This is a genomic window from Rheinheimera soli, assembly GCF_021290985.1.
In the GTDB taxonomy this organism is placed as follows: domain Bacteria; phylum Pseudomonadota; class Gammaproteobacteria; order Enterobacterales; family Alteromonadaceae; genus Pararheinheimera; species Pararheinheimera soli.
In genome coordinates, this window is sequence record NZ_JAJOYU010000006.1 from 133,169 (window position 1) to 146,101 (window position 12,933).

Genomic DNA, 12,933 nt, shown 5'->3' on the forward strand with positions numbered 1-12,933 from the left:
TTAGGTTAAATAGGGTGTTTTTAAAATAGCAACAACAGGACGTTGAGATGTTACATCAGGGAAAGTTAAGGGACTGGGATCCTGCACTTGGTACTGGTTTTTTGCAACAGGACAAAGCAGGACCGGATATTCGCATCAGCAGTGCAGGCTTTCGCAAAAAGCCGGATCAGCTAAAAAATGGCGACCAGATTTTTTTTCAGATTGAAATAGACTCAGAGGGCAAAACCAAGGCTGTTTCTGCATACAAAGCAGGCCAGCATTTTGCTCCGGCTCCTGAACTAAAAAAGCCCGCGCTCTCCACTTTGCCATTCCAGCAGTTATTCTCCGTCGTACTGGTGTTATCTGTGCTGATATGGTTGGGTTATCAGTCGGTGCATTTATTCAGTGCTCAGACAGAATTTCCTGTGCATACCGGGATGGATCAGGTAGAAACAGAAGAGTTACAGCATGCAACCGCCTTGTTAGATAGTCCGGTGTGGCCACCTATACAAAACCAACACGCCGAGCAGTTTCAATGTGAAGGTAAACAACATTGTTCAGAAATGTTGTCTTGTGATGAGGCTAAGTTTTATTTGAAAAATTGCCCTGATGTATTGATTGATGGCGACAACAATGGCATTCCATGTGAGCGCCAGCACTGTGGTCACAGGCGCTTTTAGTCAGCTCACAGCCTGGCGTTTTTCAAATAAGCTTTTGCTGTACCCCACAGCGAAATAAATCATCAGGCTATGGAACACCATCACTGCTGCATAAGTTAAAGCTGCATTGGTAAAGTGCTGTGCAGCAATAATACCTTGTGGGCTGCTGAAGGTGAGGACAGCCTGGATCAATGCATCACTTAAAATCAGAGCGTAAACCACCTTCTGACTTTGCTCTGTTGTTAAAAACGCATTTTGTTTTTTACAGTATTGATAGACCAGAAAAATAGTCAGGGCTGGCAATAACACAACATCCTGAATAAATCCAAGTTTAATGGCTGAAAAGTAATTGGCTAAAGCCAGAACCAGCAGCACCAGAATTTGAAAAGCAAAAAAACGGCTGATAATAAAGGACAACATAAAAGGCACCTGCACAGAATAGATAAAACCAGCTTAAAGTATTAGCTGATAAATGGCGCTTCGACTTAAGTCTAAGACGGATTGCTTTTGTCTACTTCAGGACCAGTGGCGATCACCACCTGATTGCGGCCCTGATGTTTGGCTTGATACAAAGCTACATCGGCTTGTTGTAACCAATTTTCCCAGTCGGTAGCCTGTTGCACTGTGGCAATGCCAATAGAGGTCGTCAGGGCAGAGCCGTCAGGTAAAGCCAATTGATGCCAAACCGCATGACGGATCTTTTCCGCTAAACGATGTAAATCTGCCAATTGGATCTCTTTGATCAGCAAGACAAATTCTTCTCCGCCGTAACGAAACACAGAATCCTGTTGGCGGATCATTTGTTTTAATAAAGGCACCAGTTGACTCAGAATTTGATCGCCGGACTGGTGACCAAAGTTATCGTTGATACGCTTAAAATGGTCTAAATCCAACAGCATTAAACCGCTGACACTACTTTTCTGCTGGTATTGCTCAATTGCAGCTGTCAGTTCGTCGGTTAAAGAGTGGCGGGTTGCCGCGCCTGTCAGTGGATCTGTGGTGGCTAAATGCCGCAACTCCTGTCGTTGCAAGTGAGTACGATAGGCAAAAATATAAGCAAAAATACTGGTGATTAAGGTAGTGGTAATAAAAGCCAACAACTGAAAACCACTATTAAAAATACTGGATTGCTCGGAAAAATGCAGCGATACAATAGCGCTGACCATGAGTAACAGTAAGAGTAGAGCTTTGATCGGAGCGACTAAAAAGAAGATGAACACCATCAAAGGGTAAATCCAGAACAGTACATCCTGCCCGAGCTTCATGCATACCAGCACAGCACCAAAACAAAATACGGCGGCCATCAGAAAGCCCGGTTTTTCAGTATCGCCGGTTCGCCATGCCATCCAGACAGAAATTGTACTGACGGCTATCATCAGCATGTCGACTATACCGACCAAATAGCTGCCTGTTGCCAAACGGTATAAAGCGTAAGGCAATAAAGTACAGCTGGCAATTACGCCAACCAAAGTAATCATCGACAGATGGAAATTGTCTTTTAAGCGCTGTAACAAGCTTTACCTCAGTCCTTGGCAAGTTGGGAATGGCTGATTCCAACCATGTAATTTCTTATTCTGATCCATACTCTGACAAAGAAAGCAGATGAACACAACAGTCTTGTTTTATCTGCTTTGTACCAGAGTAAGTTATTGCTAAGTCTTTATTTTTTAAAACGTAACGCCAACTCTTGTAAGGCAGCCAATTGCTGCACTATCAGGCTTTGAATACGCTCATCGGTCAGTTTGCCGTCGCTATCGAAGGTATTGGCAAAAGCGTTACAGAAGACTTCAGGCTTATTCACCAGATGCAGATCTAAAAATACACACACCTGACGTAAATGATACTGAGCACGAGACGTACCCATACCACCACCTGAGCCCATAATAGCTGCTACTTTGCCCGCCATTAATTCATTGTTTGGTTCACGGGAAACCCAATCCAGAGCGTTTTTCAGCGCTGGGGCAATAGAGTAGTTGTATTCAGGGCAGGCCAGCAGCAAGGCATCAGTTTTAGCAAATTGGGCCAGCAGGCGCTCTACTGCATCAGGTTTAGCTGGAAGGTCGGCATTATAAAAAGGCAGATCAGATAAATCGGCCAGTTCAATCTGCATGCCTTCAGGGGCATGCGCTATCGCATACTCTACCAAAGCTTTATTGGTCGATTTGGCTCTTAAGCTGCCGCAGAGTGCCAGTACTTTTAATTCAGACATGTAATATTCCCTTAGGTAAATGATGGGCTCTCTACACTAAGTCTGAAGTGAATGAATGACAACCTTAATTCTTTGTTTTGCGCCAGTCAGAACAAATCCGGATTTAAAAAAGGGATCATTGCCAGAATTAAGGCCTGGTGGTAAACCGAGCTGCGGCTGAGTTTGTTATGGGTCAGCAGGGCAATAGCACCGCCTTTTTGTTTGATATTGTTTTGTTCAAACATAGTATCCATCACATCGCCCAGCTCTTTACCTGCTTTAAGTTGTGCCAAAGCCGCAGGGGGTAACATTAAACTGGCGGAACGGGCTTTGCCGATTTTGCCCTGATGTTCAATCACCATCCAGGCGAAGGTGAAATCCCCATCTAAACCTGCTTCTATCGCCACCCGATAATCTGCTTTGTAGTCTGCTAATGCCGCCACTCTATTCATGGCCCCCAATAAGGTTTCATCGCTGCTCATCGGCTGAGCTGCAACGCCACTGGGCACAGCTACACCTTGCACCTCTAAAGTTTCATCAGGAAATAGTTCAGCAAAAGCAGAGGCCACAGCCTTGATTTTGGCCGGATTAGCTGAGGCTACTTGAATCATTAACATGACAACACCTGTTGATCAGATATTTTGAATTTCAGAAAAAGCAAAGGCGGCCATGGCCGCCTTTGCATTCAGTGTGCAGTATTAACCTGCTAAACCCACGTAGACGTGTTGTACGTCATCGTCGGCGTCAATGGCTTCCAAAAAGGCTTCCACTTCAGCGCGGGCTGCGTCATCTAAAGTCACAGGGTTATTTGGACGATACACCAGCTTGGCTGAGGTGACGTTAAAACCAAAAGCAGGTAAGGCTTTGCTGACTGCATCCAGATCAGTAGGTTCAGTCAGGAACACGCTATCGCCTTCTTCGCCTTCTTCAAAATCCTGTGCGCCAGCTTCAATGGCTGCTACTTCTAAATCGGCATCCGGTGTCACAGCATGAGCAACAATTTCGCCTAAGTATTTGAAGTCCCATGAGACTGAACCTGAACCGCCCAGCTGACCTTTACGGAACAGCACACGAATACTCTGGGCTGAACGGTTTTTGTTGTCTGTTAAACATTCAACAATCACAGGCACCTGATGTGGGGCAAAACCTTCATAAACGACGGTTTCATAGTTGGCCGGGCCGTCCAGTAAACCTGCACCTTTTTTAATGGCGCGCTCTAAGGTCTCACGTGGCATTGAAGCTTTTTTGGCGGCTTCTACAGCAACACGTAATTTAGAGTTCATATCAGGGTCAGCACCGTTACGGGCTGCAACCATAATTTCTTTGGCTAATTTAGTAAAAATACGGCCTTTGGCAGCCGAGGCGTCGGCTTTATGTTTAACTTTCCATTGAGCGCCCATTGCTTCTCTCTCGTATCTGTATCAGTAAAAATTAATGCTGGTGACCGCAGTCAGGCTCACAGTCGTCGCCATGTTCATCATCAAAATCGTCATCGCCGTCCTGATGTTGCATCACGCCCCAACCGTCGTTGTGACCACCAAATTTCTTGGCAAATTTATCCAGTTCAGCTTCACGTGTTGTCACTGCAGCATGCTCTGGTACCATGGTCTGACTAACAATCAGCTCCCATTGCTCCAGATCGTTGAAGTGCAGTTCTACTTCACCTTGCAGCTCTGACGCTACTAAAGCGGCCATAGCTTTTTCTGCATAGTCTTTGTTTTTAAACACCAGATAAAAATCAATGGCCAGAGGCTGGCTTAAATCTATTCCGGCGTCCATTAAGGCACGCAGCATATCGCCATTGCCGTCATCAGGAAATTGCATGGTCCGCTCTCCACATCAGTTTAATAGGCCGATCCGGTAAGCCCGGCGCGGCAAGTGGCCGGATTATAGCAATATTCTCTAGCTGATTGGTATGGCAATCTGGTATTGAACTTGACCCATATCATGGATAGTTGCAGACTCAGGACTATCAGAATTAATGAGGCTGTCACTGTGAAAGCACTTTGGCTTATGTTGTGTTGTTTCAGCGCACCGCTTTGGGCTTGTCTGCATGCCAGTCATGGCATCCATGGCATGGTGTTATTACAGGTAGACGATCAGCTGATTGCCTCTCATCTGCCTTTTCCAACAGGCAAACATGCCCATCAGATTGTGCTTCAGGTGAGCGGCGAACTGCCAGATCAAGTCTTGCAGGCGCTAACAGCAAAAAACTTAGTCACATTGGAACCACAGCCTTTTGCACTCAAAGATTTACAGCAGGGCAAACTAAAAACCTTTAACGCACAAGTCTACCTGGGGCATTTTGAACGAGGTGGTAAAGATCTTGGCACTGTAACAGTGCTGGTGCAGCAAAAACTGCTGGATAAAGCAGTCGGCGCTGGAGCAGAGTCAAAAGGGCTTTATCGTATTGCGCTTTCGCAAGGCGAGTTATTGGTAAGGGCTATTTCAGGGGAAGGTGCTGTGGATGAAATTCTTTATCAGGCCAAAGGCAAAGATGCAGAACAACTTTATTTTGAAAGTGCAGATTTTGCACCTCAAGCGAAGTAAGGCCTGATGCTGCTGTATTTGGTGCGTCATGCTACGGCGCAGGACAGAGCTTTGGGACTGCCGGATCCAAGCCGTGATTTGGTGGATAAAGGCATTAAACAATGCCAAAAACTGGCGGATTTTTGTAAAAAACAGCAGTTAAAACCACAACTGCTGCTGACCAGTCCTTTTAATAGAGCCGAGCAAACAGCGCTGCTACTGCATCAGCATGCCGATTGGCCCGAACCGCAAAAACAAGCCTGGCTGATTATTGATACTCTGGCAGAAGTACAGCACAACGCCTTAACTGAGTTGATCAAACAAGGGGTTGAATCTGTCTGCTGTGTCGGCCATGAACCTGATATTTCAGCTATGCTGGCGCTGTTACTGAATACCAATGCAGACAATTTTTTTATTAAAAAGGCGTCCATTACAGCTGTTGAGCTGAGGTCTGATCAGGCGGTATTACTCTGGTCTTTGCCTGTGGCTTTGCTGTAACGCTCAAAGGCCAAAAGCGGCTGCTGTTCTATGGCTGCTTGTTGAATAAAGCTTTGTAACTGCGGGAAAAATTCAAGGAACACTGCTTCTGTTTCTGCCTGAAGCTCTGGCAATTCATCTGCAATAGAGGCATAACGGGCAGTAAATCGGCCATGTAAGGCCATGCGGCGTAACGCCTGTTGAATACCTTCAAGTTGTGCGTAGCGACCAAACCAGTCTTGTTCAGTTACCGCTTTAAAGGTTCGGGCCATGGAGTCCGGCATCTGCGGCAAGTCGTTTTGCAACTGGCGATACAACTGAGCTTTATAGCTATTAAAGTCTGAAGCAAAAAAATGTTTCCAGTGCTTAATCAGGCAAAAATCAAACAACATATCCAAAGCTATAGGGGAAAAACGCCGTACTTCTGGGCTAAACAACAAACGAGCTGCGCGAACTTGTGGATGTTGATCGGTAAACCAGTCCACAGCTCTGTGATTGTATAAACCGGCGGCCACTGCTGGGCTTAATAACTCCAGCCTGGTGCCATGGTAAAAGTCACCCAATAAATTACCAATACGGGAATCAGTGTTGGGTTGTGCTAACAGCAGATGGGCCAGATAATTCATTACACCACGGGATTTCTGCAAAACTGCGTTTAGTCTAAGGCAAAAAAGATGTATTTGCTGAACTAATCCGCTATAAGTAGAGGTCTGAAGTTTATAGAGAATACAAAGGGATAAGTGACATGAAACAAGGTGTTTTACTGATAACTGCACTAGTGCTTACAGGCTGTAGCAGCATCAGTCCACAGGAATGTCAGATTGGAGACTGGTTTGCTATTGGCAAAACCGATGGTCAGCAAGGGGTTGCCAGCACTAAATTTCGCAGCTACCAAAAAGAATGTGCTGAACATGGCGTAGGTTCTGATTTTAAAGCCTATGAGCAAGGCCACGCTGAAGGAGTTATGTTGTACTGTACTTACGATGCAGGCAGAGAACTAGGTCAAAGTGGTGGTGCTTATAACAAAGTTTGTAGCGGTGCTTTAGAGCCGCAGTTTCGTTTAGGTTATGACCGTGGCCGTAAATGGTATCAGGCTGAATCAGCCTTGTTGAATTTACAAAAAACTTTGCAGCGAAATGCCGGCACTATCGATCAATTGGAACAACGCATCGACGACAACAGTAAAGAGTTGAGTGTGCTAAAAGACAAGCAGCAGAAACAAAAACTGCTGGATGAAAACCGTAATCTGCAGCAACAGTTGCGTGAGCTGAATCAAATGCAAGGCCAGATACAGCGTGATTTGAAACAAGCTGAATTTCAGTTTGGGTTGATCCAGCAGGGTGGCTAAAAAGGTGGTTGACTAAGGTGATCAACAGATGAAGCTTTTTGGTGCTTTGTTATTGAGTATGCCTCTGGTGGTGTTGTCTGCCCCTCTGGATATCACCTGGACTACAGAAAAACTGTTGATCGCCGGCCAGCGCAGCCGCTTGCCTCATCAACCCCAATGGCCTGAAAAGCAGACAGATTTTATTGCCTACAGCATGACTGGCGTGTTGCCTGACGGCATCCATTGCCAGTTAGAACTTAGGCTTCAGGACGAACTGCTGCTTAGCTTGCCTTGTACCAAACGTTATGTGCTGGAGCGGCCTTTACGTATCACACCAGGCATGAGGCTGGAGTTGTACCTGCACAATACCAACCTGTTTAGTCCGGGCGAAGAAGTGATTTTACGCAACAGAGTGTCGCTGGACGTAGCTCCTTAGATTGATTTAATCAGCTTTGCTTAGGGCTTTGACTCAACCAGGACTGAGCTACACCAGAAGCTAAAATCAGCATCGCGCCAAGCCATTGCAAAACAGACATAGGCTCAGCAAACAGCAGCCATGCAGCGATAATCACCACCACGGGTTCCAGATAAGCCAGAGTTCCAAACACTCTGGTCGGTAAATGTTGAATGGCTTGCAGGGCAAACACCAAGGCTAAGAATCCAGGAAATAATCCAGCAATCACCAGCCACAGCCATTGATCCGCTTCAGGCCAGGGCTGGTTCGCGACCAAAGGTAAAACGCACAGTGAGCCAACCAGCAACTGATAAAAACTTTTGTGATACAAAGGCACAGCATCAGGCACTTTTTTATTGAGTAAAATAAAGGCGGTGTAGGTGATCAAGGATGCCAGTGCATACCAAAGACCTTGTTGTTGCTCAACGCGGCTGTCGAACTGAAATTCCTGCAGCATAAAAAAGCCAAAAAAAGCCAGCATGATCAAGAACAAAGTGCGACTGGTTAAGCGTTCTGCAAACAGGAAATGCGCAAGAATGGCTGACAATGCCGGAGCCAGATACACCAGCAAAATAGCCAGAGTTAAAGAGATTGTCTGGATTGCAGATAAAAAACACAAAATAAAACTGGCCAGCAAAATGCCATTCACCAGTACCAACACCGGAGGTTTTCCTGCTAATAAGCGTAGTTGTCCTGTAACAGCTAAATACAAAGCTAGGATCACTGCGCCTAAACCTAAGCGATAAAAGGTCAGGCTGGCTGGATCGACAGCGCTGTAGCGCGCTATTAAACCAATGGTGCCCATCATAGCAGCGGCTAAAGCGGCCATATAAAAATAACGGTAAGACGATAAAAACATGCAATGGCCGTTCAGGGACAGGATTGGGAAGCTGCCACTTTAGCTGCCTGTTTTGCACAATTCAAGTTGTGACTGTAAGCCGCATTCTGTAACAAATTTTTGTTTGTTGTTTAAAAAAAAGCTGGCTAGGCTTGAGCCTTTTCTTACTGTGATTACTTAAGGATCTGTTGCAATGCGCCAGTTTATCTTTAGTTTACCCTTGGTGTTGATCTTGGTTGCTTGTTCTGAATCCGAGCCACAATCTAAGCCGTCAACTGCATCGTCGGAAGTGACGGTGTTGAGTGAAGCTTTTGTAATGCCGGATTTGGATCGCAGCAGGCAAGTGCGTTTGTATTTGCCTCCGGGTTACGCCAGCTCAGACAAAAGATACCCTGTGCTTTATATGCACGATGGCCAGAACCTGTTTGATCACGCTACAGCTTATGCCGGTGAGTGGGGCGTGGATGAAACGCTGAATGAGCTTGCATCTGCAGGTTTGCTTGAGTTGATAGTGGTGGGGATAGACAACGGTGGTGAAAAGCGCATGACTGAGCTGAACCCTGTTGATCATGCTAAGTTTGGTAAAGCAGAAGGCAAAGCTTATGTGGAGTTTATTGCCAACACAGTAAAACCTTATATTGATCAGCATTATCGAACTCTGGCTGATGTTGAACACACAGCTATTATGGGCAGTTCTTTAGGGGGCTTAATCAGTCATTACGCCATCCTGCAGTTTCCCGACGTTTTTGGTAAAGCAGGGATCTTTTCACCTTCGTATTGGATCACAGGTGAACAGGTCAGATGGTTTGAAAATCATTCAGCTGCTAAGGAAGCACGCTTGTATTTTTATATGGGCGGCAAAGAAGGCGACTCCATGGTGCCGGATGTTGAACGTGTTTATCAGGCTGTGCTTAGCAAAAGACATCCGGCAGAATTGACCCGGTATCATTTGGTGGCGGATGCAGAGCACAACGAAGCTGCGTGGCGGAATGAATTTAAAACTGCTGTTTTGTGGTTGTTTAATTCCAAACCATAGAAAAAGCAGAGTCATCGACTCTGCTTTTAAGTCTTAAGGCAAATCAAACCACAAGGCTTTGACCGGACCTTGAGTGGCTAAAGCTTTCAGTTCAGTTTCTTTACTGATTTTTGCGCCATCACCGGGTTGCATCGCTGTGCCGTTTAGCTCTAATTCGCCTGTAATTAAATGCAGGTAGAAGTTACGTTTGGCTTTCACAGGTAATTCAATGACATCATGCTCACTTAACAACAGTTGTGATAAATAGGCATCCTGCTTAATCTGCAGCGTACCGTCACGACCGTCCGGCGATATCACCAGCGTTAAGCCAGGTTCAGCTTTGAAATCTTTTTGCTGATAACCGGGATTACCACCAAATTGATTCGGCTGGATCCAAATCTGCAAAAACTTTAAGTTGTCTTTATCACTGGCATTAAATTCGCTGTGATAAATGCCTTTACCTGCACTCATCAGCTGAAACTCACCTGCTGGTAAAGTTTTCACATTACCGGCTGAATCTTTGTGAGCAATTTGCCCTTCCAGCACATAACTGATGATTTCCATATCCTGATGGCCGTGAGTATCAAAGCCTGCAGCTGCGTCTACTTGGTCATCGTTTATAACTCTTAAAGCCGAAAACCCCATATGAGCCGGGTCGTAATAACGGCCAAAAGAAAAGCTATGTTTGCTTTTCAACCAGCCAAAATTGGCTGAGCCACGCTCTGCAGAATGTCTTAATTCAATCATGATATCCCTCGTACTTGAAGCTACAGCCCGGTGGGCTGAGTTTGGGCAGGCTCTCTCTGTAGCAGAGAGAGCCACTTGGTTAGAATTATGAGTTCAGTTTTTTCGCGACAATGGCATCTACTGAGGCTTTACCTGCACCGCTGAACAACAGTGAAACACTGGCAGCTAACAGGGCTAAGGCAAATTCGTAGCCGTTGGTGCTCATAAAGAAACCGTTGGCAAAATGTACTTTAAAGATGGCCACTAACATGGCGATAATTAAAGTCACTGCGGCAGGGCGGGTCAGTACACCAAAGACTAATGCCAGACCACCAAAAAACTCAGCTGCACCTGCTAAAAACGCCATCAGTACACCAGGAGCCAGGCCTATGCTTTCCATCCAGCCGCCAGTGCCTTCCAGGCCGTAGCCACCAAACCAGCCAAATAATTTCTGAGCACCGTGTGCAGCAAAAATAATACCTACTGGAACTCGTAAAGCTAAAGCGCCAAAACCTGCGTTAGTACCAAAAATTTTCTGTAAAGTTGCTTTGTTCATAGTATTCACCTTTAAATAAATTGACCGTTAATTAGGGTTGTCAGACTGCTTTAAACCGCTTGTCAGTTCCGATTTGTGTACTTTAGAACGGCTTGTATTTTTAAAAAAGCGGAATAAACTGAGTTTATAATTCAAAATATTTGAACATGGAAATAAAGGTTCTATGGCTAATCATCCTATTCTGACGTTGGACGCTTTGCGTGCACTGGACGCTATCGATCGCAAAGGCAGCTTTGCCGCAGCGGCTGAACACCTATACAAAGTGCCCTCAGCTTTAAGCTATACCATAGCCAAACTTGAAGCTGACCTTGAAGTACAGCTGTTTGATCGTTCCAAACAAAAAGCACAGCTGACACCAGCTGGCCAGTTGCTGCTGCAACAAGGGCGTGAATTATTGCAGGCCGCCAGTCGCTTGCAGGATGCAATTAAGCAAGTGGACACGGGCTGGGAAACTCAGTTTGTGATTGCCAAAGACAGCATAGTGCCGTATCCGCCCGTGCTGAGCCTTATTCATGAATTTATGGCGCTTGGCAAAATGACCGAAGTCAGTATGCGTGAAGAAGTATTAGGTGGCGGCTGGGAGGCTTTGGAAACAGGGCGTGCGCAAATTGCGATAGGGGTATCGGCCGATATGCCCAAAGGAAAATACGAACTGGTGCCTATTGGCGAAGTAGAGTTTGTCTTTGCGCTGTCGCCGCAACATGAACTAGCCAATATCAACAGACAGATTGACTTAGCCGATGTAGAGCAGGAAACGGCCATAGTGGTGTCGGATTCGGCTTTGGATGCACCCAAACGAAGTTCAGGCTTATTTACCACCAGACGCGCGCTAAAGGTCAGTTCAATGCAAGCAAAAATTGCCGCTCAGGTGCAGGGGTTAGGGGTAGGTTTTTTACCAAAGCATTTAATTCAGGACGAATTAGCCAGAGGTTTATTAATTGCCAAAAAAACCAGCATTCCACGCGAAAAGGCGATGTTGTATCTGGCCTGGCAAAAACAAGGTCAGGGCAAAGCACTGCAGTGGTTTAGTGAAGCTTTTAGCCATTATCCCTGGCTAAAAGTTTGGTCAGGCACCTGAACAAACTGGGCTATGTTATAGTTTTGCACGTAGCCTGATACCAACAACACAAAGTGAAAGAGATGGGCATTGAATAAAAAAATTAAAGCTGTAGTGTTTGATTTGGATGGCACTTTGGTGGACTCCAAACTGGATTTTTCTGAGCTGCGTCGCCGTTTAGGCTGGCCTGAGCAAACGCTGATCCTGGAGCATTTAGCCACCTTAGATTGTGCTTTGAAGAAACAACAGGCAGAGCAAATTATTATCGACTTTGAACTGGAAGGTGCGCGTAACGCCAGTTGGATGCCCAATGCAGATCTGTTGCTGCAGCAACTGAATCGCCAAAACATACCGATGGCAATCTTAACCCGCAATATGCGGCAGGCCACAGAGTTGTGTGTGCAGGCGTTGAATATTCCTATTAAACTGGTGCTGACCCGCGACGATGCTCCGGCTAAACCTCAGCCTGAAGGTTTATGGTTGATCGCAGAGCAGCTGGGCGTTACCCCTGATCAAATACTTTATGTAGGCGACTATTTGTTTGATATCCAAACGGCCCGTAATGCTGGTGCTTATTGCTGTTTATACCGCTACGGCGATAACCATATTTATGCAGAGCTGGCTGATGTGGTGGTAGACGATCTGCTGGAGCTCGCAGACTGGTTAACAGCCTGACGTATAGCACTCTGTTCTGGACTTTTAGGCATAATGTTTCTAACATTTGTTTAACAGTGCCTGAAGGAGCAGTCATATGAGTTACACCCAGTGGTTACATCAACAATGTCCGGAAACACAGACATGGCCGTCCGTGGACACCTTTGCCTTAATTCAGCAAGCCAAAGCAACACAGCCTTGTAAAAGGCTGGAAATACTGCTGATGATCGCCTGGGTTTTCTGTTTTACCTTGCTGTCAGGTTTTATTGGTCAGCCGCTGTTGGAGGTATCTGCGCAAGGATTCTTTTGGTCCGCAGAAGCTGTCTGTGCAGTGCTGGCAGGGGCTTTTTTCTGTACTTTTCTTGATCAAAAAATGCAGCGGCGCTTGATACAGAAAAAACTGTTAGAGCTGGTCAAACAACATCAGGTAGCGCAAAAAGCATTGTAAATTCTGAGCTATTCCAGAGATTCATT

19 protein-coding genes are annotated in these 12,933 nt (G+C 45.8%); 9 read left to right on the forward strand and 10 right to left on the reverse strand.

Annotated elements, in window-relative coordinates:
* The first annotated feature begins 47 nt into the window (after positions 1-47).
* Positions 48-659, forward strand: coding sequence for an excalibur calcium-binding domain-containing protein (locus LSG37_RS06515; protein WP_233079112.1), 612 nt, complete (start codon positions 48-50; stop codon positions 657-659).
* Here LSG37_RS06515 and LSG37_RS06520 read toward each other — a convergent pair whose 3' ends face one another.
* The 6 genes from LSG37_RS06520 to LSG37_RS06545 all read right to left on the reverse strand — a co-directional run bounded on the left by LSG37_RS06520 (position 660) and on the right by LSG37_RS06545 (position 4,650).
* Positions 660-1,058, reverse strand: coding sequence for a hypothetical protein (locus LSG37_RS06520; RefSeq protein WP_233079113.1), 399 nt, complete (start codon positions 1,056-1,058; stop codon positions 660-662). It abuts the gene before it with no gap.
* A gap of 71 nt (positions 1,059-1,129) precedes the next feature.
* Positions 1,130-2,152 carry a GGDEF domain-containing protein gene (locus tag LSG37_RS06525; protein WP_233079114.1) on the reverse strand — a complete coding sequence of 341 codons (1,023 nt, stop codon included), beginning with the start codon at positions 2,150-2,152 and terminating at the stop codon, positions 1,130-1,132.
* A gap of 146 nt (positions 2,153-2,298) precedes the next feature.
* Entirely contained in the window at positions 2,299-2,847 is a 549-nt protein-coding gene (locus tag LSG37_RS06530; RefSeq protein ID WP_233079115.1) for an NADPH-dependent FMN reductase, read from the reverse strand.
* Positions 2,848-2,933: 86 nt separating this feature from the next.
* Complete coding sequence (gene yjjX / locus LSG37_RS06535) at positions 2,934-3,443, reverse strand: inosine/xanthosine triphosphatase (RefSeq protein ID WP_233079116.1); 510 nt, start codon at positions 3,441-3,443, stop codon at positions 2,934-2,936.
* An 81-nt stretch (positions 3,444-3,524) separates the two neighbouring features.
* Positions 3,525-4,226 (reverse strand): YebC/PmpR family DNA-binding transcriptional regulator, encoded by a 702-nt coding sequence (locus LSG37_RS06540; RefSeq protein WP_008900266.1) that lies wholly within the window; start codon positions 4,224-4,226, stop codon positions 3,525-3,527.
* Between the two features lie 31 nt (positions 4,227-4,257).
* A complete protein-coding gene (locus LSG37_RS06545; protein WP_233079117.1) occupies positions 4,258-4,650 on the reverse strand; it encodes a ribonuclease E inhibitor RraB in 393 nt (130 codons plus the stop codon).
* A 171-nt stretch (positions 4,651-4,821) separates the two neighbouring features.
* Here LSG37_RS06545 and LSG37_RS06550 point away from each other — a divergent pair, with 171 nt between their 5' ends.
* Together LSG37_RS06550 and sixA are read left to right on the forward strand one after the other, a co-directional pair.
* On the forward strand, positions 4,822-5,376 hold the full coding sequence (locus LSG37_RS06550; protein WP_233079118.1) for a hypothetical protein: 555 nt from the start codon (positions 4,822-4,824) through the stop codon (positions 5,374-5,376).
* Between the two features lie 6 nt (positions 5,377-5,382).
* Complete coding sequence (gene sixA / locus LSG37_RS06555; protein ID WP_233079119.1) at positions 5,383-5,853, forward strand: phosphohistidine phosphatase SixA; 471 nt, start codon at positions 5,383-5,385, stop codon at positions 5,851-5,853.
* Here sixA and LSG37_RS06560 read toward each other — a convergent pair.
* On the reverse strand, positions 5,811-6,458 hold the full coding sequence (locus tag LSG37_RS06560) for an acyl carrier protein phosphodiesterase (protein ID WP_233079120.1): 648 nt from the start codon (positions 6,456-6,458) through the stop codon (positions 5,811-5,813). The genes sixA and LSG37_RS06560 overlap by 43 nt on opposite strands.
* Positions 6,459-6,577: 119 nt before the next feature.
* Here LSG37_RS06560 and LSG37_RS06565 point away from each other — a divergent pair, with 119 nt between their 5' ends.
* Together LSG37_RS06565 and LSG37_RS06570 are read left to right on the forward strand one after the other, a co-directional pair.
* Positions 6,578-7,180, forward strand: coding sequence for a DUF2799 domain-containing protein (locus LSG37_RS06565; protein WP_233079121.1), 603 nt, complete (start codon positions 6,578-6,580; stop codon positions 7,178-7,180).
* Between the two features lie 28 nt (positions 7,181-7,208).
* On the forward strand, positions 7,209-7,595 hold the full coding sequence (locus tag LSG37_RS06570) for a hypothetical protein (protein WP_233079122.1): 387 nt from the start codon (positions 7,209-7,211) through the stop codon (positions 7,593-7,595).
* A 10-nt stretch (positions 7,596-7,605) separates the two neighbouring features.
* Here the strand turns inward: LSG37_RS06570 and LSG37_RS06575 are convergent, their stop codons facing one another.
* Complete coding sequence (locus LSG37_RS06575; RefSeq protein WP_233079123.1) at positions 7,606-8,472, reverse strand: DMT family transporter; 867 nt, start codon at positions 8,470-8,472, stop codon at positions 7,606-7,608.
* Between the two features lie 172 nt (positions 8,473-8,644).
* Here LSG37_RS06575 and LSG37_RS06580 point away from each other — a divergent pair, with 172 nt between their 5' ends.
* Complete coding sequence (locus tag LSG37_RS06580) at positions 8,645-9,487, forward strand: alpha/beta hydrolase (protein WP_233079124.1); 843 nt, start codon at positions 8,645-8,647, stop codon at positions 9,485-9,487.
* A gap of 33 nt (positions 9,488-9,520) precedes the next feature.
* Here LSG37_RS06580 and LSG37_RS06585 read toward each other — a convergent pair whose 3' ends face one another.
* The gene (locus LSG37_RS06585) at positions 9,521-10,213 is read right to left on the reverse strand and encodes a pirin family protein (protein ID WP_233079125.1); all 693 of its coding nucleotides are present in this window, start codon (positions 10,211-10,213) and stop codon (positions 9,521-9,523) included.
* A gap of 85 nt (positions 10,214-10,298) precedes the next feature.
* A complete protein-coding gene (locus LSG37_RS06590; RefSeq protein ID WP_233079126.1) occupies positions 10,299-10,748 on the reverse strand; it encodes a DoxX family protein in 450 nt (149 codons plus the stop codon).
* Between the two features lie 163 nt (positions 10,749-10,911).
* Between LSG37_RS06590 and LSG37_RS06595 the strand changes: the two genes are divergently transcribed.
* From LSG37_RS06595 to LSG37_RS06605, 3 genes are all read left to right on the forward strand, one after another.
* Positions 10,912-11,826, forward strand: a complete 915-nt coding sequence (locus tag LSG37_RS06595) for a LysR family transcriptional regulator (RefSeq protein WP_233079127.1) — start codon at positions 10,912-10,914, stop codon at positions 11,824-11,826.
* Positions 11,827-11,895: 69 nt separating this feature from the next.
* On the forward strand, positions 11,896-12,480 hold the full coding sequence (locus LSG37_RS06600; RefSeq protein ID WP_233079128.1) for an HAD family hydrolase: 585 nt from the start codon (positions 11,896-11,898) through the stop codon (positions 12,478-12,480).
* Between the two features lie 76 nt (positions 12,481-12,556).
* On the forward strand, positions 12,557-12,907 hold the full coding sequence (locus LSG37_RS06605; RefSeq protein WP_233079129.1) for a hypothetical protein: 351 nt from the start codon (positions 12,557-12,559) through the stop codon (positions 12,905-12,907).
* The last annotated feature ends 26 nt before the right edge of the window (positions 12,908-12,933 follow it).

Bases quoted from the DNA above. Each gene is read 5' to 3' on its own strand.
- LSG37_RS06520 (WP_233079113.1), bottom strand. From the start codon at position 1,058: ATGTTGTCCTTTATTATCAGCCGTTTTTTTGCTTTTCAAATTCTGGTG.
- LSG37_RS06540 (WP_008900266.1), bottom strand. From the start codon at position 4,226: ATGGGCGCTCAATGGAAAGTTAAACATAAAGCCGACGCCTCGGCTGCC.
- LSG37_RS06580 (WP_233079124.1), top strand. From the start codon at position 8,645: ATGCGCCAGTTTATCTTTAGTTTACCCTTGGTGTTGATCTTGGTTGCT.
- sixA (WP_233079119.1), top strand. From the start codon at position 5,383: ATGCTGCTGTATTTGGTGCGTCATGCTACGGCGCAGGACAGAGCTTTG.
- LSG37_RS06605 (WP_233079129.1), top strand. From the start codon at position 12,557: ATGAGTTACACCCAGTGGTTACATCAACAATGTCCGGAAACACAGACA.
- LSG37_RS06585 (WP_233079125.1), bottom strand. From the start codon at position 10,213: ATGATTGAATTAAGACATTCTGCAGAGCGTGGCTCAGCCAATTTTGGC.
- LSG37_RS06515 (WP_233079112.1), top strand. From the start codon at position 48: ATGTTACATCAGGGAAAGTTAAGGGACTGGGATCCTGCACTTGGTACT.
- LSG37_RS06570 (WP_233079122.1), top strand. From the start codon at position 7,209: ATGAAGCTTTTTGGTGCTTTGTTATTGAGTATGCCTCTGGTGGTGTTG.
- yjjX (WP_233079116.1), bottom strand. From the start codon at position 3,443: ATGTTAATGATTCAAGTAGCCTCAGCTAATCCGGCCAAAATCAAGGCT.
- LSG37_RS06560 (WP_233079120.1), bottom strand. From the start codon at position 6,458: ATGAATTATCTGGCCCATCTGCTGTTAGCACAACCCAACACTGATTCC.
- LSG37_RS06595 (WP_233079127.1), top strand. From the start codon at position 10,912: ATGGCTAATCATCCTATTCTGACGTTGGACGCTTTGCGTGCACTGGAC.
- LSG37_RS06565 (WP_233079121.1), top strand. From the start codon at position 6,578: ATGAAACAAGGTGTTTTACTGATAACTGCACTAGTGCTTACAGGCTGT.
- LSG37_RS06575 (WP_233079123.1), bottom strand. From the start codon at position 8,472: ATGTTTTTATCGTCTTACCGTTATTTTTATATGGCCGCTTTAGCCGCT.
- LSG37_RS06590 (WP_233079126.1), bottom strand. From the start codon at position 10,748: ATGAACAAAGCAACTTTACAGAAAATTTTTGGTACTAACGCAGGTTTT.
- LSG37_RS06545 (WP_233079117.1), bottom strand. From the start codon at position 4,650: ATGCAATTTCCTGATGACGGCAATGGCGATATGCTGCGTGCCTTAATG.
- LSG37_RS06530 (WP_233079115.1), bottom strand. From the start codon at position 2,847: ATGTCTGAATTAAAAGTACTGGCACTCTGCGGCAGCTTAAGAGCCAAA.